The organism is Nocardia sp. NPDC050630 (assembly GCF_044457245.1).
Taxonomy (GTDB): domain Bacteria; phylum Actinomycetota; class Actinomycetes; order Mycobacteriales; family Mycobacteriaceae; genus Nocardia.
In genome coordinates, this window is sequence record NZ_JBITGN010000001.1 from 1675112 (window position 1) to 1693597 (window position 18486).

General features: G+C 63.6%; 18 protein-coding genes. 14 read left to right on the plus strand and 4 right to left on the minus strand.

The window, feature by feature from the left end; translation table 11 throughout:
• The first annotated feature begins 140 nt into the window (after nt 1-140).
• Together ACIBG0_RS07075 and ACIBG0_RS07080 are read left to right on the plus strand one after the other, a co-directional pair.
• On the plus strand, nt 141-2300 hold the full coding sequence (locus ACIBG0_RS07075; RefSeq protein WP_397030009.1) for a hypothetical protein: 2160 nt from the start codon (nt 141-143) through the stop codon (nt 2298-2300).
• 342 nt (nt 2301-2642) lie between these two features.
• Nucleotides 2643-3374 carry a dienelactone hydrolase family protein gene (locus tag ACIBG0_RS07080; RefSeq protein WP_397030011.1) on the plus strand — a complete coding sequence of 244 codons (732 nt, stop codon included), beginning with the start codon at nt 2643-2645 and terminating at the stop codon, nt 3372-3374.
• Between the two features lie 357 nt (nt 3375-3731).
• Here the strand turns inward: ACIBG0_RS07080 and ACIBG0_RS07085 are convergent, their stop codons facing one another.
• Complete coding sequence (locus ACIBG0_RS07085) at nt 3732-4025, minus strand: hypothetical protein (RefSeq protein WP_397030013.1); 294 nt, start codon at nt 4023-4025, stop codon at nt 3732-3734.
• Between the two features lie 1068 nt (nt 4026-5093).
• On the opposite strand from ACIBG0_RS07085, the gene ACIBG0_RS07090 reads away from it, so the two are divergent.
• The 6 genes from ACIBG0_RS07090 to ACIBG0_RS07115 all read left to right on the plus strand — a co-directional run bounded on the left by ACIBG0_RS07090 (nt 5094) and on the right by ACIBG0_RS07115 (nt 9713).
• Complete coding sequence (locus ACIBG0_RS07090) at nt 5094-5984, plus strand: helix-turn-helix domain-containing protein (RefSeq protein ID WP_397030014.1); 891 nt, start codon at nt 5094-5096, stop codon at nt 5982-5984.
• Nucleotides 5981-6187, plus strand: coding sequence for a DUF397 domain-containing protein (locus ACIBG0_RS07095; protein ID WP_397030016.1), 207 nt, complete (start codon nt 5981-5983; stop codon nt 6185-6187). The genes ACIBG0_RS07090 and ACIBG0_RS07095 overlap by 4 nt, the downstream gene beginning before the upstream one ends.
• 361 nt (nt 6188-6548) lie before the next feature.
• The gene (locus tag ACIBG0_RS07100) at nt 6549-7076 is read left to right on the plus strand and encodes a DUF3558 domain-containing protein (RefSeq protein ID WP_397030018.1); all 528 of its coding nucleotides are present in this window, start codon (nt 6549-6551) and stop codon (nt 7074-7076) included.
• Nucleotides 7077-7132: 56 nt separating this feature from the next.
• Nucleotides 7133-7654, plus strand: coding sequence for a hypothetical protein (locus ACIBG0_RS07105; protein WP_397030020.1), 522 nt, complete (start codon nt 7133-7135; stop codon nt 7652-7654).
• Nucleotides 7651-8823: a hypothetical protein gene (locus ACIBG0_RS07110; RefSeq protein ID WP_397030022.1), complete on the plus strand. Its 1173-nt coding sequence runs from the start codon at nt 7651-7653 to the stop codon at nt 8821-8823. Before ACIBG0_RS07105 ends, ACIBG0_RS07110 begins: the two co-directional genes overlap by 4 nt.
• 137 nt (nt 8824-8960) lie before the next feature.
• Complete coding sequence (locus ACIBG0_RS07115; RefSeq protein WP_397030023.1) at nt 8961-9713, plus strand: ESX secretion-associated protein EspG; 753 nt, start codon at nt 8961-8963, stop codon at nt 9711-9713.
• Nucleotides 9714-9757: 44 nt separating this feature from the next.
• Here the strand turns inward: ACIBG0_RS07115 and ACIBG0_RS07120 are convergent, their stop codons facing one another.
• A complete protein-coding gene (locus tag ACIBG0_RS07120) occupies nt 9758-12565 on the minus strand; it encodes an aminotransferase class I/II-fold pyridoxal phosphate-dependent enzyme (protein ID WP_397030025.1) in 2808 nt (935 codons plus the stop codon).
• 166 nt (nt 12566-12731) lie between these two features.
• Nucleotides 12732-14252 carry an FAD-dependent oxidoreductase gene (locus ACIBG0_RS07125; RefSeq protein WP_397030027.1) on the minus strand — a complete coding sequence of 507 codons (1521 nt, stop codon included), beginning with the start codon at nt 14250-14252 and terminating at the stop codon, nt 12732-12734.
• A gap of 157 nt (nt 14253-14409) precedes the next feature.
• Here ACIBG0_RS07125 and ACIBG0_RS07130 point away from each other — a divergent pair, with 157 nt between their 5' ends.
• Nucleotides 14410-14655: a CsbD family protein gene (locus tag ACIBG0_RS07130; protein WP_397030029.1), complete on the plus strand. Its 246-nt coding sequence runs from the start codon at nt 14410-14412 to the stop codon at nt 14653-14655.
• Between the two features lie 81 nt (nt 14656-14736).
• Here the strand turns inward: ACIBG0_RS07130 and ACIBG0_RS07135 are convergent, their stop codons facing one another.
• Complete coding sequence (locus tag ACIBG0_RS07135) at nt 14737-15072, minus strand: hypothetical protein (RefSeq protein WP_397030030.1); 336 nt, start codon at nt 15070-15072, stop codon at nt 14737-14739.
• Nucleotides 15073-15234: 162 nt separating this feature from the next.
• Between ACIBG0_RS07135 and ACIBG0_RS07140 the strand changes: the two genes are divergently transcribed.
• From ACIBG0_RS07140 to ACIBG0_RS07160, 5 genes are all read left to right on the plus strand, one after another.
• Nucleotides 15235-15768 (plus strand): DUF6328 family protein, encoded by a 534-nt coding sequence (locus ACIBG0_RS07140; protein ID WP_397030032.1) that lies wholly within the window; start codon nt 15235-15237, stop codon nt 15766-15768.
• 233 nt (nt 15769-16001) lie between these two features.
• Nucleotides 16002-16400: an STAS domain-containing protein gene (locus tag ACIBG0_RS07145; protein ID WP_397030034.1), complete on the plus strand. Its 399-nt coding sequence runs from the start codon at nt 16002-16004 to the stop codon at nt 16398-16400.
• A gap of 71 nt (nt 16401-16471) precedes the next feature.
• Entirely contained in the window at nt 16472-17152 is a 681-nt protein-coding gene (locus tag ACIBG0_RS07150; protein WP_397030247.1) for a PAS and ANTAR domain-containing protein, read from the plus strand.
• 55 nt (nt 17153-17207) lie between these two features.
• On the plus strand, nt 17208-17708 hold the full coding sequence (locus ACIBG0_RS07155; protein ID WP_397030036.1) for an ATP-binding protein: 501 nt from the start codon (nt 17208-17210) through the stop codon (nt 17706-17708).
• Nucleotides 17698-18483, plus strand: coding sequence for an RNA polymerase sigma factor SigF (locus ACIBG0_RS07160; RefSeq protein ID WP_397030038.1), 786 nt, complete (start codon nt 17698-17700; stop codon nt 18481-18483). Before ACIBG0_RS07155 ends, ACIBG0_RS07160 begins: the two co-directional genes overlap by 11 nt.
• Nucleotides 18484-18486 lie beyond the last annotated feature (3 nt).

Sequence of the window (18486 nt, forward strand, 5' to 3'; positions counted from 1 at the left end):
TGGCACGCCCGTCGCGCAGTGGTGCGTTTTGGCTTTCTGAGGCGGGGAGCAAGTTTCTCGATTCAAGCGTATCCGCGAAAGGCGCGGCTGTTGCCTGCGCTGTCGTCCACGCGGAGCCGTGCAGCCTCGCTGACACATGGGTGGCCGAATATGGTGTCGATTTCGCAGCGGAGGCGGCCGTCTGGCTGTCCGGCATCGGACTGTCGAGCTCGGTCGTATCGGGATCCCGAGAAGTTACTTGGAATCCTATCCATCTGGTAACGCCCGCGCCGAACGATCCCGGACCACTGCGCGCGTACAACGTGCTGAGGCGGGTTCGGGCGCACTTGGCGACGACGTCCGACGAACGTTATCGGGCCACCGTCGAACGGCTGGGTACGCTGCGCTGCGTACCCGGTGGTGGACACGCTTCCGGTCATGTTGGCGAGCTGTGGGTTCGGGTCGCCACGTCGTATCTATTGCCGACCGAGCAAGAGTGGCTCGACGCAGACATCGGATTCACGCCGATCGTCCGCTCATGGTGTTCGCCTCCCGAGCAGCATCAACGTTCGTACGACATCGATTTCGGGGTTTCCTCGGTTCCTGCGGATTCCTTGGATTCGCTTGCTCTTCTATCAGCTTCCGCCACCACGGCGGAGCAGCTCACTCGTATCGCCGAGATGGTGGAGCCAGCGCGACTTTTCCGTCATGTTTACAACATCGCGGCTCAGGTAGGTCCTGCTTCCGCCGACGTCGTCGCGGCGATGCTGGATGCCAGGCTCCACGCACCCTTCGGTTGGGGGGCAAGGAAACGCTCCACGGGCGAGCTCGCCGAGTTGCTAGCCCGGTTCCCGACCGACGGCGCGATGGAGTTGTTGCGGGCTCGCGCCGCCAACGGGCTGGTATTCGGCGCGCTTTCCAGGGCTGCGGGCCGGTTCCCCTGCCGCGCGAGGAGGCTGTTGTCAGTCGATCTCACACAGGCGGCACCGGCTCACCTTGTTCGGGCACTCGAGCGTCTACGACCCGAGACCACTGGCGATGCAGCGCAAGACCAGCTGTGCGGTACATCCGGACACCTTCGCAACGCCGAACCGCACGAACTGCCCGATGTTCTGGTGTCGCCACCCTGGAAGCGCTCGCCTCCGCCGTCACAGCACCTTTCCCTCGAGGAACGTCCGGATCGCCCGCTGAGGCTCAACTGGCGGGCGGGCGAACAGGCGCTGTGGGCGGCGATGCCCGTAACAAGGGGGTGGTGGTACGAGCGCGGCATGCTCGAGGTGGTCAGCAGCGCCCAGAATCGCGAGGATTACCGGCGGTCGGTGCTGAACGTCGACCACGAGCCCTTCGTCCTCGCACTGATATCCGAATACATCGCACGCCCGATCCTCCGAGATTTCCAGGTGCCGGAAACCGTCCACTCGCCGTGTATTTTTCAACGCATTCTGGGGAGGTTCGGTGCCGATGCCCTCGATGCGGTCGTGGCGACGATGGCGCGACATCCCTTGCGGATGGCCAGCGTTATGGCGCCGGTCGATGGCAGCCGCGTCGCCGTGCTGATGATGCGCTGTCTCGGTGTCCCGCGGACCAATCGCGCCGCTGTCACCTGGTGGCTGCGGCATACCAACACTGCCGTACAGGATCTGATTCCCATTGCGTTGGGTCGGCAAGGTAGGGATCGCATGCTTGCGCAGCAAGCACTGCGCACCGTTGCCCAAACCGGCCACCGCGGCGCCGTCGATGTCGCCGCGACAGGCTACGGCGAGCAGGCCCGCACAGCCATTTCGGCAATGCTGGACGCCGATCCAACACTGTCGCTGCCCCATCGGATTCCTCGACTACCGGCGTGGCTCGTGCCCGGCCTGCTTCCCCCCGTCGCGTTACGAGATGGTCGAGCCGTACTGCCGGAGTCGGCGGTAGAAAACTTCTGCACGATGCTGGCAATGTGTCGACCGGGATGGCAATACGCCGGAGTTCGGATCGTCGCTGATATTGCGGATCCCACGACACTGGCGGAGTTCGCGTGGGGCCTATATGAGGCGTGGATGTTGGCCGATTGTCCCAACAGGGACCAGTGGGTGTTGCATGCGCAAGGTCTTGTAGGGAACGAGCACACGGCACGCCAACTGTGTGAGCAGATCCTCGAGGGTCAGTGGCGGATCGGGGAGTCGTCCCGCGCTGCACTCGATGCGATCACGGCCATCGGTGGAGATGAGGCAGTGGCTCAGCTGCGAGCCATTGTCTCAGCCTCATCCGCCAATGGCATGGTCCGCAAGGCCAGACACCGAATCCGCGAGCTGACGGAACCGGACAGCGCGCTGTGAAGGCGCGATTCGTGCCGACCGGGACACCCGCGACCGGAACTAGCGAATCCTGGATCTGCCCCAATTTCCGTGATCGACCAACTCTCGGAATGCGGACTTGCGCTTGATGATTAGTAATGTGAGTCGGCCGACCATGCGACTGGTGGGATAAAGGCCGCGGCCGGCCCCAAAAACCGTTTGCGGACCACAGCGACCGTTGCTACTTTTCCGGAGACCGTGCGAGAGACCGAGGAGGTGGTACCCGTGAACGCAGTATCTACATGGGTGCTCCCCTCTGGGGTCACGGTCGGGCGATAGGTCGTCCGGGAGCGCCGCTCGAGAGCACTCCCGAAAGGCACGACCATGCAATTCACTTCCGAACAGCGCCTCGACGACGGCGTCCTCGAACGCGAATTCACCCTCCGAGAGATCCCCGGCATCCTGTGGACGCCCGCATCCGCATCCAAACCGGTGCCGCTGATCCTGGTCAGCCCCCCTCCTCTCGGGCTGCGCAAGGCGTACCCGCGACTGCTGGCCAGGGCCCGGCATGCTGTGGCGGATGGCTACGCCGCGGCCACCATAGAGCTCCCCTGGAGCGGTGACCGGCCCCGTTCGGCCGCCGCCGAGCAGGCCCTCACCGACCTGCACCGGGCGCTGGCGTCCGGCGCGGTCGACAACGAGATCATCGACCGGCTCATCCTCCCACTGGTCGACAAGGCGGTCCCGGAATGGCGGGCCACCCTGGACGCCCTCCTCGCGCTGCCCGAGATCGACGGCCCGGTCGGGTACTCGGGAGGGGTGATCTCCATCGGCACCCGGCTCGCGGTGGTCGAGCCCCGCATCTCGGCCGCGGTTCTGTTCGCCGGTAGTTTCGTGCCCCGCGCCATACTCGAGGAGGCCCGGCAGGTCACCATTCCGCTGCATGTCCTGCTGCAGTGGGACGACGAAGGAAACGACCGGCAACTGGCCCTGGACCTGTTCGACGCCTTCGGCTCCAAGGAGAAGACGTTGCACGCCAATATGGGCGGGCACACCGGCGTCCCGCAGTACGCCGGGGAGGAGGCGAACCGGTTCTTCGCCCGGCACCTGAAGTGAGGCCAGGCCGTCGGGCCAGCTGCAGACAATAGAGCCGTCGGCCAGGAACCCCTATCGAGGACAGGTCCCGGCCCTCCTCTATAGCGGCCGTCAGCAGATACACAACCGCCCCGACCGGGGCGGTACCGCGCATCGGCGGTACCGGCCGGTCGGGGCGGCGTGGCGATTTCTTCTCCGCAATGGCGAAGACGCCGGGAGCAGATGTCACGTTGGTGATGCCAACCGTGTCGAGATACTGCTCGACAGTGCTCCTGAAGTCATTCTCGCTGTTCCGTTCGGTCACCAGTTGGCTCTCGCTCGAGTCGAGCAGCGCGATTGCTTCGTCCCACTCGATTGGATCCAGCTGTTGGTAGGTACTCATAGCGGCCTACCCCTCCACAGTGCGGCCCAGTAGTCCTCTCGAAGCGCGTTCCACAGATCGTCGTGCTCGGGGAGTAACTCCCGAGCGGCGGCGAGATCGGGATACGGATCGAATGTGACGGTTCCGGGTTGGGCTGCCGGAAGCGGTGTGCGCGAGGGCAAGCAATAGGCGGTGAAGGACTCGGAAGTGAATTGCGCGCGTAGGATGCGGGCCGAGCTCCCCTCCAACTGCCATACGGCGACCTTGTGACCGCCCTGGGTTCGGGTGGTTCGCAAACTATCTCGACCCATCACGCCCCTTCTCGTTGGCACGCCCGGCGCCGAGAAACTCGACACCCGCACCGGCACGACTCCGCGGGCACCGGCTCATTCGCCCATTCGCGGACCGCGTCCGCGAATCGCTCGACTACATCGGCTGATGCACCGCTGTAGCCGACCGGGGGACCGATGAACGGTTCACGTTGCGGCAGTGGGTGATCGCGGTTCGTGGCTCGCGATTGGCGGTGGTTCGGCTTGCTGGCGGTCATCGGCCCGCCCGACCGGCGTTCTCCGCGCCCGGATCGGCATGAAGTTCCCTCACGGCACAGACCAGCCACACCTCGCAAGGGAGGGTGGTGAGCAGGCCGATCAGAGCTGTGATCTGAAGCATTGGGCAGCATCCCTCGGTTATTCCGTATTCGAGATCTGTTGTCGGGCAGATGATCTGGCGCAAGCAGGGCATTCGTCGGGCGAATCGGTGGGGTGCGGATGGCCCGCCTCGATGAGGTGTGTCCAACAGCCACGCAACATCGCACACGTCCGCACCGTGCAGTCGACGTGCCGGTCGTCGGCGATCTCCAAGTGCATCTGGACCGGTGACATCGCAGGGCTCGGATACTGGTGCTGGACAGCATCCCAGGCCAAATCAGAACCCCTGGTGCGGGACATCGGCCGGGACGAGCCGACCGGCCTCGACGAGCCGCTTCTTCGCCTGCGCCTTGACCGGGCACATCGACGCCTGGCAGTCCAAGTGGCTCTGCATGATTACATATGCGCGTATTCGATTGTCATTACTGGCAATTCGCTATGGTCCGTTACCGGCAGGCCATGCATGCGGATACTCCGAATGTGGGTGTAGGTATGTGGAATGCCCGGTAGCCGAGGCCGAAACTGCCTGTGCTACAAAGTGATTCGCTTAGGCAGTGGGTTCTTCCCGGCTACCGGGGTGATGCAAGTAGACACCCGGCTTTCGGAAAACGGCATCCCCAATCGCCCGCTTCCGTCGTATTATCGCCGAACTTTCTCCGCGGATACCGCCACGTGAGCGCCACCTGCTGACGGCTTCCAAAAGTCCGGTCACTACATAGTGAGGCTAACGATATGAGCGTTACCGGCAGTACCCTCGCGCGTCGTGCTCTCGGTCGTGAACTGCGCCGATTGCGGACGGTCAAGGGCATGTACCAAGCTGAGGCGGCCAGACTGGCCGAAACCTCCCCCCAATCGATCGGCCGTATCGAGGAGGGGCGATCGACCCGGATCACCAGCTTTCAGATCAATGCCCTGTGCGATGCCTACGGGGCCACCGACGAAGAACGGCGAATCCTGTTGGGGCTGGTCCAGGAGGTGCGGGCCGCGCGGGAACGTGGTGGTGGTTGGTGGCGTTCGTATGCCGATCAGATCACTGGGGACTTCGACCATTACCTGGCTTTGGAGGAGGCTGCCAGTCGGTTGACGGCATGGAAGTTGGCCGTGCTCCCAGGCTTGCTCCAGACCCCGGACTACCGCCGTGCGATAGCTTGGATCGAGTCTCCCGAGCTGCCTTCTGAGCTGATAGAGAAGCGAATTGAATGGTCGATACGCAGGCAGAGACGCTTGGAAGATCCAGGGTTCGCTGTCGAGGTATTGCTGTCGGAAGCTGTACTGCGCGAGGAGATGGGCGGTCCAGCAGTGATGAGTGACCAACTGCGGCATCTGACCGAAGTCGGTGCACTACCAAACGTTTCGATACGAGTTGTCCCGTTCAACGCCCGCAACCATCTCGGTGTGCTCGTCGGATCGTGCTCGCTCATGGAGTTTCCGCCTCTGCCGCAGTCCAAGCTCACGGAACCACCGATCGTCTACGTGGAGGAATACACGGGCGACCTGTACCTGGAACGTGAGGCGGAGGTGGAACCTTATCGGGCTGCACTCACCGAGATCGGACGTGTAGCGTTGGATGAGAGCAAGTCCAGGCGAAAGATCCTGGCTGTGGCGAAGGAGCACCGAGCGTGAGTGTCGATCTGTCCGGGGCGAAGTGGTACAAGAGCAGCCGCAGCAGCTCGACGAAAGACTGCGTGGAGGTTGCGCACCTCGACGGGGGCATGGTCGGAGTACGGGACTCGAAGAACCCCACGGGCCCGGCACTCGTGTTCAGCCCCGCCCAGTGGGATGCGTTCACAGCGGGCGTGCAGGGCGAGGAGTTCGAGCAGTCCTGAACGAGGTGTGATCCGAATTTGCAGGAGCCCCAGATGCTTTCGGCTTGGATTCACGCGATCGTCGCAACCTCTCGACTCGAGAGGTTGCGACGATCGTGTCGTTTCAGGAGGACTTGGGCCGGTTCGGTGATCAGTTGGCGCGGTCTCGGCATATGGGTCCTTCCGATTCAGGCGTTCCTCCGGGATTGAGGCCGCGATGAATGCTTTGCGTGCCAGTGACCTGACCGGTACCGTCTAGACGAGCTTGCGGGGGCGGGGAAGCCGGTCCGGCCCCAGGTCTGGGATGGAACCGGTGCGAGAGGGCGATATGTCCAGCTGGAGCGGTTTGGTCCGGTGTGCGGTTCTCGGTGCGGGGCTGATCATGCTGGTTTCGGGATGCAACTCCAGCGGGGAGGCGAAAGGCAACACGAGCAGCGCATCGGCAACGCCGACCATCGCGGCGGATGTGCCAGCGGGGTTCGATGCGTGTAAGGACATACCGCAGTCGGTGATTCAGCAGGAACAGCTGATCAAGCCGACGCCGGACATCACAGATAGGCCCGGCGGCTACAAGTGGCGCGGCTGCGACTGGGTTCAGCGTGGTGGCGATGGATACGCCGTCACGATCGACACCACCAATATCACCTTGGCGATGGTGCGTACGAACAGTCAGTTCACTGTTACCGAAGAATCCAATGTGGCTGGGCGGGCGGCACTTATCTATCGCCCAAGCGATGACAAGACGGATCAACATGAGAACTGCATACTGATTGTCGATATGAGGGGCGGCAGCCTGGAGGTCAGTGTCACCAACCCGCCTTCGGCCAAACTGACTGCCTCCCAGCACTCCTGCGACATCGCCAAGCGTCTCGGGGAAAGGATCGTTCCAGCGATACCTGCCACTCTCTAGACTTGAACGAACTCCGGTAGATCACTGTCGGAAACCCTTGGGGAGGACCACGAACTATGAGCGGCGACTCCGCGACATCATCATCGTCGGGCCCGCTGGCCAGCGCGATCAAGGACGCTCAGGACGGCAATCTGACCGTCAGTTTCAGCGACAAAGTGCGTGTCAACGCCGACGAGTTCGTCTACATCGAGCGCGACTGCGAGGCTTTCAAAGAAGAGATCCGCCGACTTCAGCGGATCGCGGAAAGGATCTCGAACCGAAAGAACTGGGGTCTCGGTGAGTCGACGGATGACATGATCTCGGCCGCTACGCTGGTGGCTCGCTTCCGTGGCAAGGCCAAGATTGTCGATCCAGCCATGGACTCGAACAACAACGTCTACGACATCCTGGAGCAGCACTACCAGATCGTTGACGACATCCAAAACCTGCATCGCACAATCGCCCAGAAATACGTCGAGCAGGACCAAGAATTCGCCGCTGAGTACAACGCGTTAATGGCGAATAAGGAAGCCAGCCAGATCGGTACCCTAAACCAACCCGGCGTGATTTCAGCCCCGGCTATCGGAGCCTCGAAATGACCGATTCGAACGAGCCCTCGAAGATTGCTGGTGGCGGTGAGCATGTCGATAGCTGGAACCATTGGAAGATCTACAACGCGTTCACTCCGCTGAATACGACCGAGGCTCATAATGGCTCCGGCGAGTATGCGCAGATCGCCACGTCGTGGGCTTCGGCGGCGGAACTGTTCGCCAACCGGATCAATCATTCGAGCTCGGCAGCCTGGGACGGCACTGCCGCGAACAGTTCGCGGGAAGCGATCAGCAAATACGCCAAGGCCGCATTGGACCTGACGACCCCGCTGCAGAACCTCGCCGACCGGGTGTCAGCAGCGGCCCAGGGCGTCAACGATACCCAGAAAGCCGTGGACAAACCGCCGGACGGCGGATCATGGTACAACCCCAAGAGTTGGAACCTGGGCATTTACCACGGCCCCAATTCTGCTGCGGTGCGCAACGATTGCGAGAGTTCCGCACGGGAAGCCATGCGCAGTCATTACGTAACAACGTTCGTTTCGGCGGATAAGCAGATTCCAGTGCTCCCGGTGCCGAACAGCCCAACTGATCCGTTGTACAAGGCACCCGAAACCAAGAACAACGGCTATTCCCCGGGGACAACGGGAAACGGTAACGGTAACCCGACTTCTGGGACCGGCGATCAGGGCAACGGCGGCGACCAGAAGGAAAATTCGCAGCCCACCACCGATCCGACGACGAACAATTCGCAGGATCCGTCGTCGACCACTCCGACGAGTGCGGGTTCGTCGTCGCAGACACCGTCGAACACCTCCGCTACCCAGCCGAGTTCGGTGACTCCGACGACGAGTACTTCGACGACGCCGAGCAGCTATCCGGGCGGCACGGGCAGCACGGGCAGCGGGCTGGGTGGCACCTCCGGCACCACCTCGGGCAACCCCGGCAGCAGCGTGCCCGGCACACCGACCGCATCCAGCACGACAGCCAACGCGGCACGTGCGGCGACTACCAGCACCGGTACCTCGGGCATGTCGGGAATGGGCGGAATGGGCGGTGGCCGTGGCCAATCCAAAGGCGACGACGAGTCCCATCAGCTCCCCGAGTGGCTTCGGAATATGGAGAACACCGAAGAGTTGCTCGGGCCCGCCCCGAAAACTGTTCCCGGTGGCGTGATCGGTGGCGACAACGCCGAACCCGGACCGACACCGAGTTGATCCCCGGCCGCCGGTAGAGATATCGACGGCCGAACCGCCTTTACCTGAATTTCGTTGGCCCGCTGCCTGTCTCGAGGTGCCCACACCGTACCCGGGACGCAGCCGGGCCGTCGCATGATGCTGATTGGAAGACCACGATGGCCGAATGGAGTTGGGAACCAGATGATTTCGCGGCGCTGTGGTACAGCGATGCGAACGACCGGTTCCCGCACCCACTGCGTTATGTCAGCCGTTTGGCCACTAACGACGAGGTCGCCGCGCATCGGGCCGCCGTGCGCGCCCGCTACGATGTCGAGGAATCCGAGCAGATCGAACTCGCCTTGCACACCCTCACCACCTCCGAGTTGCGCATCGAAATGGCCGGTGAATCAACAATTCTCGGCAAGGGCGAACCCCGGGAATACCGCGTCCTCGGCGCCCGGACCCCCTTTCACGCGGTGATGCTCACCCAGACCGCCGCGGGCGATGTCGACAGCCCTATTCGCTGTCGGCTGTTCCGCACCGAACAGTTGGCGGCACGCTTGGCCGCCATCCTGCCCTCGGTTCCTCCCGGCAGCGCCAAACCGGACACCTTCCATATCGAGGACCTGCGTTCCGGCAACAATGGCCACGGCCGCAACAGTCCGTTGGAACGTTTCGATCGTCTGACTCAGCACCGCTCTGGCGCGGGCGTCGCGGGCCTGCTCGCCGGATACCTGCACAGCCGCCCCGCGCCCTGGTACGCCATCGGATGGTTCGATACCGAAGGCGACGGCCGATACATCCAGCAGCAAACCCGCGAGCACATCACCATCCGCCCCGCCACGACCGGTGATCTCACCAATTACTTCGAATCCTGGATCGACTTGGCCCTGAAACGAATTCGCGGCGACGAACCAGACAACTGGTGATGCGCCATCCACGGCGAGGATCGCGCGCGCCGATGCCGTGCACGCTATCGCGACTGCATCCGAGCCAGCGCGCGAGCTGACTCCGGAGCTGTCCGCGGCCCGTCGCCGGACGCCGTGGCAATCGCGTGCCGAGCTCCGGCCAGCCGTGCGAGCGCGGCCTCGGTGAAGACCGACAGCCCGAGGTCGGGGTTGTATCCGTGTATTTCCTTGACGTCGAGCTCGGCCAGGAAGTACAGGATCTCCCTCGAGATCACCTGTCCCGGGACCAGCACTGGGAAGCCGGGCGGATAGGGCACCACGAAGGTGGTGGACACCAGGGTCTTGCCTTTGGCGAGCCGTCGCCCGGCCTCGCCGAGCAGGATGTGTTCGCGGTCGGATTCCTCATACCCGGCATAGAAGGCCGATCGCATGTCGCCGAACGAGCTGGCGCCGTCGGGACGAAATACGCTGTCGAACTCGCTGAAGTCGGGTAGCGCAGGCAGTTCCTTGGTGATCTCGTCGATCCGGCGCTGTTGCAGCGCCTGGTCGGCTTTACCGGCCGAGCGCTGACTGTGCTCGAAATCGGTGGCCACCCGCCGCAGCACGTCGAGCAGGTAGTGCACGCTCGACCAGGTGACGCCGATCGTGAAGATCAACAGCACACTGTTGATCGAGGTCTTGTTGATCTGGATACCGAACCGGTCCATCAGGACTTTCTCGCGGAACTCGAACCCGTTCATGCCGGTCTTGCCGATGAACAGGGTGACCCGAGTCGGGTCGAGCACGAACTGATCGGACCGCCACGCCTCGTTCCACTCCGCCAGGCCCCCCTGCCTGACTTGTCGGTAAGAGCTCACTTCGGAGAGCCGGAACTCATTGGGCACCAAGTCGTCCTCGTCGAGGATGCGGAACCACTTCCCGATCACCCGGTCTTTGCGGACGCGGTGGCGGAAGACCAGCGCCATGTCGTAGACGTTCCGGACCAGCTGGAAGCCTTCGATGTCGACCTGGCGACGCGCCAAGTCCAACGACGCCAGGAGCTGCTGGTTCGGGGATGTCGAGGTGTGGGTCAAAAAAGCCTCACCGAACGCCTCACGGGTGAGAGCTTTGAAATCCTGGTCGTGGACATGGATCATCGACGCCTGCCGAAGCGCCGATAGCGACTTGTGAGTGGAATGCGTCGCATACACGCGTACCCGCGCGCGTTCGGGGTCGGGAAGCAGCCGGTGGTTGGTCCACTCGGCGCGGTCGACTCCTTGCATCGACGCACGCCACGCGCGGTATTCCTCGGCGTACCCAGGCGCGGACAACATCGATTCGAGTTGTTCGGCGGCAACCATCGCGGTCCGCTGCCGGGCCCAGGGCACCGCGGTCGCGAACGCGTACCACGCCTCATCCCACAGGAAGCAGATGTCCGGCTTGATTGCCAGGACCTCCTCCATCACGCGCCGGGGGTTGTAGACGATGCCGTCGAAAGTGCAGTTGGTGAGCAGCAGCATGCGCACTCGGTCCAGTTGTCCGGACGCCTCGAGGTCTAGCAGCGCCTTCTTGATGGTGTGCAGTGACACCGCTCCGTAGATCGCGAACGACTCGAGCGGGTAGGCCTCGAGGTACCTCGGGTACGCCCCGGCGAGCACCAGGCCGTAGTGGTGCGACTTATGGCAATTGCGGTCGATCAGAACGATGTCGCCCGGCCGACTCAGGGCCTGCACAACGATCTTGTTGGCGGTGGACGTGCCGTTGGTGACGAAGTAGGTCTGATCGGCACGCCATGTCTTCGCGGCTTTGTCCATTGCCGCCCTGATTGTGCCGTGCGGGTCCAGCAGTGAGTCCAGTCCGCCGGAGGTGGACGATGTCTCGGCCATGAAGATGTTGCGGCCATAGAATTCGCCCATATCGTGCAGCGTCTTGGAGTTGAAGATGCTGGCGCCCCGCGCGACGGGAAGGGCGTGGAACTGGCCGACCGGCGCGGCCGCGTAGGCACGCAGGGCGTCGAAGAACGGGGTGGCGAACCGGCTCCGGAACCCGGCGAGCACCGTGCTGTACAGGTCGGTGACATCGTTGAGCCGATAGAACGTGCGGTCATAGACGTTCGACTCGTCTTCGGTCTCCGCGGCGATCGATTCGTCGGTCAGTAGATACAGATCGATATGCGGCCGCAACTGCCTGATCCACTCACCACATTCGACCCAGTTCTGCGTGCGATCGGTCACGACCACGTCGTCGTTGACGCCGAGCAATGTGGTCATCAACGGCACCCGGTCGCGTGAGCGAAGCGGCAGGTCGTGGCGGATGATCGCCGCCTGAATCTCGCCGTTCAACGCGACAGCGGTGATGGCGTCTTCGATGCTGGACACGACGAGCAGCTCGAACCGCACATCGTCGGACTGGTCGCGAAGCGCCCGCAGGCTCTCCGCCAGGCTTTCGGGTGCTTCGGGCGGGGAGTCGTCACCGAGCAGGACGGTGAAGAACTGCTGCTGTTTGGCCCGCGCCACGAGTTCCTGATCGGCCAGCGGTGCGGATGTGTCGAACACAGCGGTACCGTCGCCGTACTCGGAGAGCAGGCGCACCGCCAGCGACACATGCTCGGTGAGCCGTACGGTCGCAAGACTGTCGAGATACCCGCGAAACGCCGCCAGTCTCGCCGCGCCCGGGTACAGCCAGTACCGCTCGTAGGCGCCGAGACGATCCAGCAGGCGGCGCACCCGGGCGGCTTCGTGGGTAGTGTCCAGCCCGGCACGGTTGACTTCGGCGAGCCGACGGCACGCGTCGTCGAGCAGATTCCACGTGTCGATTCGCGAGTACGACGGGTTCGCTACCGCCGCCAGCGCGGAAACAGAAAGCCCTTTCGGGCGCTCGCCGTTTCGGTGCATGTTGTCGATTTCCGCCCCCGATCAGTGGGCGAGGTGACCTGTGGAACAAGAACGGTCACTCAGGAACATTCATCCGTACAAAATATTCTGCCCCGCCATGGAGCAAATTCCTAGCATCCCCTGAATGTGGTCGCGACGCCCGCAAAGCCGCGCGGTTTACGCGCGGTCAGTCCGGCGGGACGGGACTGGGGAACGGGCCGGAGATCGGTGTCAACGAGTTCGTGGCCGGGCCCTCGAGCAGGGTGCCGTCGGCGTCGAAGCGGGAGCCGTGCAGCGGGCAATCCCACGATCGCTCCGCATCGTTCCAACGCACGATGCCGCCCAGATGCGGGCAGACCGCGGAGACCTCGGTGGTGGCGCCGTCCACGGTGCATACGGCGGTCGGTCGCAGGCCGTGCCGTTCGACGCGGCCGCAACCCTCAGCGGGAACTTCACCGAAGCCGGTGCCGAGCATGCGCAGCCAGCCGAGGGAAAGCTGTTGGGCCACAGTACTATTGGCGAATACGGCGGCCGGTAGCGACTTGAGTTCGCTCGGACGCCAGCTGGCGAAGGTATCGGCCCACAGCGGTGGTTTGCCGTTGACCCGGCCCGCGAGCGCCAAGGCGGCGGCGATGCCGTTCGTCAAACCCCATTTAGCGTAGCCGGTGCCGAGCAGAAGGTGATTCTGCCCGGGCAGCAGCGGACCGACGTACGGCAGTTCGTCGACTGGGTGATAATCCTGCGCGGACCAGCTCTGCAGCGGTTCGGCGGTGGGGAAGTAGCGTCGCGTCCATGCGATCAACTGCTCGATCCGGCGGCTGGCCGCATTCGTGCGGCCGACCACGTGGCCGTTGCCGCCGACCAGCAGCAAATCCGCGCCATCGGGTCCGGGGGTATACCGCAGTGACCGAGTGGGCTCACCCGCGCTGATGAACATTTCGCGTGGAATCGGCTCGGCGACCCGGAAGGCGCTCAGATAGGAGCGCTCGGCGGTGAGCCGCGCGAAGAAGCCGCCGCGATCGAGTATCGGCGTGCCGGTGGCCAGGATCACCGTGCGCGCGACCAGATCGCCGTGCTCGGTCTCGATGACCAACCGGTCGTGCTCGCCACTGTGCACGCCCTTGGCGCGGGTGGATTCGAAGATCGCAGCGCCACGTGATTCGATATCGGCGGCCAGACTGGCCAGCAGCGCCATCGGATCGAGCTGGGCCTGGTTGTCGAGCCGCACCGCACCGTGCGTCGGGAACGGCACATCCAGCTCCTCGACGAGCGTGGTGTCCAGACCGGCAGCGCGTGTCGCCTCGTATTCCCTTCGCACAGCGGATATTTCGGCCGTGCTTTGCGCGTAGGTGAGCGCCGGGACGCGCTGGACCGGCACCGAATGCTCCGCACAATAGTGCAATAACCATTGCTGCCCTTCGCGATTGGCCTCGACATAGTCGGTCAGCGCCGAATCGCCGTGGCGGGCACGGATCCGTTGCGCTCGAATCCCTTGCAGCAGACTGACCTTCGCGGTACTGGCACCGGTGGTGCCCTCCCCGACTCGCTTACTCTCCAGCACCGCCACGTCAACGCCGCTCTCAGCCAGCAGCAGGGCCGTCACCAGGCCGGTGAGCCCGGCGCCGATCACGACGGTATCGAACCGCAGGCCCGGCGTGAGCCGCAGCCGGGCCGGTACCTCGGCATCGTTCAACCACAGGGACCTCATGTTCCGGCGATAACCGCTGCCGCACTGCCGAAACATCCCGATATGCGGCACGAATTCCAGGAATACGCGAAGAAAATGCGAACTCCGGATTCAACGTGCGGATCCCGGGTATGCGGCGAATGTCCACCTGAAAACCGATATTTCGGAGGTAGATATCGTGGCCGAGCAGAAGAGTGGTCCCCGCGAAGGTGTCGAAGGCGTCGTCGAGGACGCCAAGGGCAAGGTCAAGGAGGCCGCCGGCGCAGTCTTCGGAAAGGATGACCTGCGGGACGAAGGCAAGGCCCAGCAGGATAAGGCGGAATCACAGCGTGAAGCAGCCAGCAAGGAAGCGGCCGCCGAGAAGCAGCGTGCCGAAGCCAAGCTCGACGAACAGCGCCAGCGCGCTTACCAACAGGGGCAGTGATTATCGATAATCGCTGCGTATGACAGGTAATGGGTTGTCGGACAATCGGTCCGGCAACCCATTACTTCGTTCTACCGAGAATTACTTCGGCACCAGGATTCCGGTCAAGTCCGCTTTGCGGATAGGAGTGTCCGGATTGGCCTGGGCACGGCACATCAGTTCGATGGCCGCGATCGAGGCGTCGACGGTCTGGTCATTGGTGGCCGGCGCATTGCCGTTGCGTTCCTGTTCGAGGAATTTGGTCACCGTGACACGCTGTTTGTCCTTGTCCTGGGCGACGAATTCGTTACAGGGGGTGTCACCGCCCTTGTTCACGGCCTTCTCGGCCTCCTCGCAGCCGCTCGCCAAGACCGCCAGCGCTGCCGCAACGGCCACCGCGCCGATGCGACCTCGGCCGTTTCCGGTGATTCTCATCATGGATCGCTCCTCCTCGAAACGATGCCGCCGATCGCATCGGCGTCATCATCGGCATACCCGCCCGTCGAACACCGAATCAGCGCTGGCGATCAACGATCGCGGGGTGTATGGCGGCCCGGCGCGGGTACGCCGCCAACACGGAGCGCGAACCCAGGAGCAGCCATGGCGACGACATCGAAGGGCGATGACCCAGCCGTGACCATCGATGATCAGGAATGGGATCGCAAAGCCAGGCACGAGACCGAAACCCAACGGCTGGACCGCAATTGGTCGAATCTGGTGCAGGAGCTGCGCGTCGTGCAGACCGGTGTGCAGTTCTTGATCAGCGCCCTACTGATCCTTCCGTTCCAGGCCGGATTCACCACCTTGTCGCAGCTGATGCGACTGCTATATCTGGGCACTGTGTCCGCCGCGATGGGGGCGACGGTGTTCCTGGTCGCGCCGGTGTCCTGGCATCGCATCCTGTTCCGGAGACATCGGCTGGGCAATGTAGTGGCCGCGGCGCATCGCTGCGCGATGGCCGGGATCGCGCTGCTCGGCGTCGCGTTGACCGGTGCGACGATTCTGGTGATGGCCACCGTCGCTGGCGCCATCGCCGGTGCGGTGGCGGGTGTCGTGGTCGCGCTGTTGTTCGCGGTGGCGTGGGTGATGCTGCCGTGGCGCTGGCGCGACCGCCCCGCTGGCTCGGATAGTTGATGATGGTTGATCCGGGGCACGCCGGCGTGCCAGACTTGATGCGGTTGAGACTTACAGCCGAACCCGGGTTCGAAGCGGTACCCCACGCGGGACTCGGCCAGCGGGAGCGCTCAGCGACACTCGACAGTGTGGCGACGACGACCAACGCAGCGTAGTGGTATTCCTCCAACCGTCGCCCTCCTGCCGATCCGATCCTGCCGCCCAGGACCGGCATCTCCGTTGGGAGGTTTGACATGTCAGCCGCTCTTCAGCATCGATCCAACGGTCGGCACCCGGCCGGTGAACGACCACGCAACCGGTTCTGGGCACAGCGGGTCGACCGGCGTAAACAGTGTGTGGTGGTGCGAGCCGAGGGTGAACTCGACGCGGCCGCGCTTCCGGAATTCCGCGCAATGCTCGAACGCGCCGTTACGACCCGGTGCCATGCGGTTGTCCTGGATCTGCGCGCCACCAAATTCCTGAGTATTCGGGTCGCGGCCGCCATTGGAGCGATCACCGAGCGGGCCGCGCACGGCGGCCCCGCGGTGCGGATCGTCGCGGGGCGCCAGGAGATCGAGCGGGTGCTCGCTATTACCGGCGTGTGCGCCGTGTGCTGTGATTTTCCGACCATGCGCGCCGCACTCGACACATAATGAGGCCTTAAGTCCCTGGTCGCGCCGATATCCCGGCACCGCGCATGATCACACTCCATACTTGCGCTGTGATGGAGAGTGGATCGGTTTCGCCCGAGCAGGCGCAGGTGTTGGGCAGAGTCATCGCGATGGGTAAGGCGCAGAGCGTCGGCACCTTCAACTTCTGGTTCGCCGACCAGCGGTGGGAGTGGTCCGACGAGGTCGCGCAACTGCACGGATACGAGCCGGGGACGGTAACACCGAGCACCGAACTGCTGTTGTCGCACAAGCATCCCGAGGATCGGGCGCAAGTCGCCGATACCCTGGCCAAGTCCATCGAAAACGCGCAGCCGTTCTCCAGTCGGCACCGAATCATCGATACGACCGGTCGCGTGCACCACGTCATCGTGGTGGCCGATCAGATGCTCGATGAGTCGGAAAGGGTGGTCGGGACGTCGGGGTACTACATCGATGTCACCGACGCGCTCGAGGAGCGACAACAGGAAACCCTCGACGACGCACTGCCCGAGCTGTATGCCGCGCGGGCGGTGATCGAGCAGGCCAAGGGCGCGTTGATGCTGGTGTACGGCGTCAACGCCGAACAGGCGTTCCGGGTGCTGAGCTGGCGCTCCCAAGAGACCAATATCAAGTTGCGGGAACTGGCCGCCCGGTTGGTCGCCGACCTCGGCACGCTGACCGATTCGATGGCCGAATTGCGCACGAGATTCGACCATCTGCTGTTGACTGCGCATGAACGAATCGAGGCCGACTGAGTCGAATCCACACCGGTTGCGATGTTTCGATGGTGACCGGTCGGGTAAGTCGCGAATGGCCCCCGACTCGAAGGCAGGTTCCGGTCGGCTCGGAGGAAAAGAGGTGGTGATGGGCATGGGGGAGTGGAGTTCCCAGTCCGCGGCGGAGAAGACGGAGAAGACGACGACGATCGGAGTACGCATCCCTGCCGAGTTGGAGCAGCTGACCATGCTGCGCGCACTCGCCGAAACAGTCGCGCTCATCGCCGATTTCGCGATCGATGAGGTGGTCGACATCCGGCTCGCGCTCGACGAGGTGGCCACCTCGTTGATCCTGGAGGCAACACCGGGGTCGACCGTGGATTGTGATTTCACATACAACGATCACGAGATGTTCGTGCGCGTCGCCGCCGTCGCGGTGTCGGAGAAGGTGGTCGGTCAGGCCGGGTTCGGCTGGCATATCGTCCGCACGCTGACGCAGTCGATCTCTGCGGCGCAGGAGCCGTTCGACAATTCGGTTTCCGGATACCCGACCGTCGTCGACTTCAGCTGGGCACGGAGTGGTGATGGCGGCTGATTCGAGAGCGCACCGCGACAGTTACGACAATATCGAGCCGCTCTTCGAAAAGATCGCCGCCATCGACCTGGCTGATCACCGTCGAGAACTGTTGCGCGAGGAGTTGATCGGCCGGTGCCTGCCGCTGGCCGAACATATCGCACGCAAATTCTCCGGACGCGGGGAGAACTTCGACGATCTGCTGCAGGTGGCTCGACTGGGTCTTGTGCAGGCGGTGGATCGCTTCGATGTGTCGCGCGGTTCCTCCTTCCTGTCGTTCGCGGTGCCCACGATCATGGGCGAGGTGCGCAGGCATTTCCGGGACAACACCTGGGCGGTTCGGGTGCCGCGGCGCACGAAGGAGATCCAGCTCAGCATCGGTCCGACCATCGAGGCGCTATCACAGCGGCTCGGCCGGCTGCCCAAGGCCCGCGAGATCGCCGCGGAACTGAATGTGGATCTGGTCGAGGTCACCCAGGCGCTCATCGCGGGCAATGCCTATCAGTCGAGTTCGATCGACGCGGTAGTCGGCGACGACGCCGAGAACGCACCGCAACCGCTGATGGACAGCCTCGGTGAGGAAGAGCCGAGCTACCAGTATGTCGAGGATTATCTGGCGGTTCGACCGCTGATCGAGGAACTGCCCGACCGCGAACGCGAGGTGCTGGTCATGCGCTTTTTCGAGTCCATGACCCAGTCCCAGATCGCCGAACAGCTCGGGGTTTCGCAGATGCACGTCTCGCGCATACTGTCCAGAACGCTCGGCAAGTTGCGCGACGCCGCGCTGCGCGACTGATCG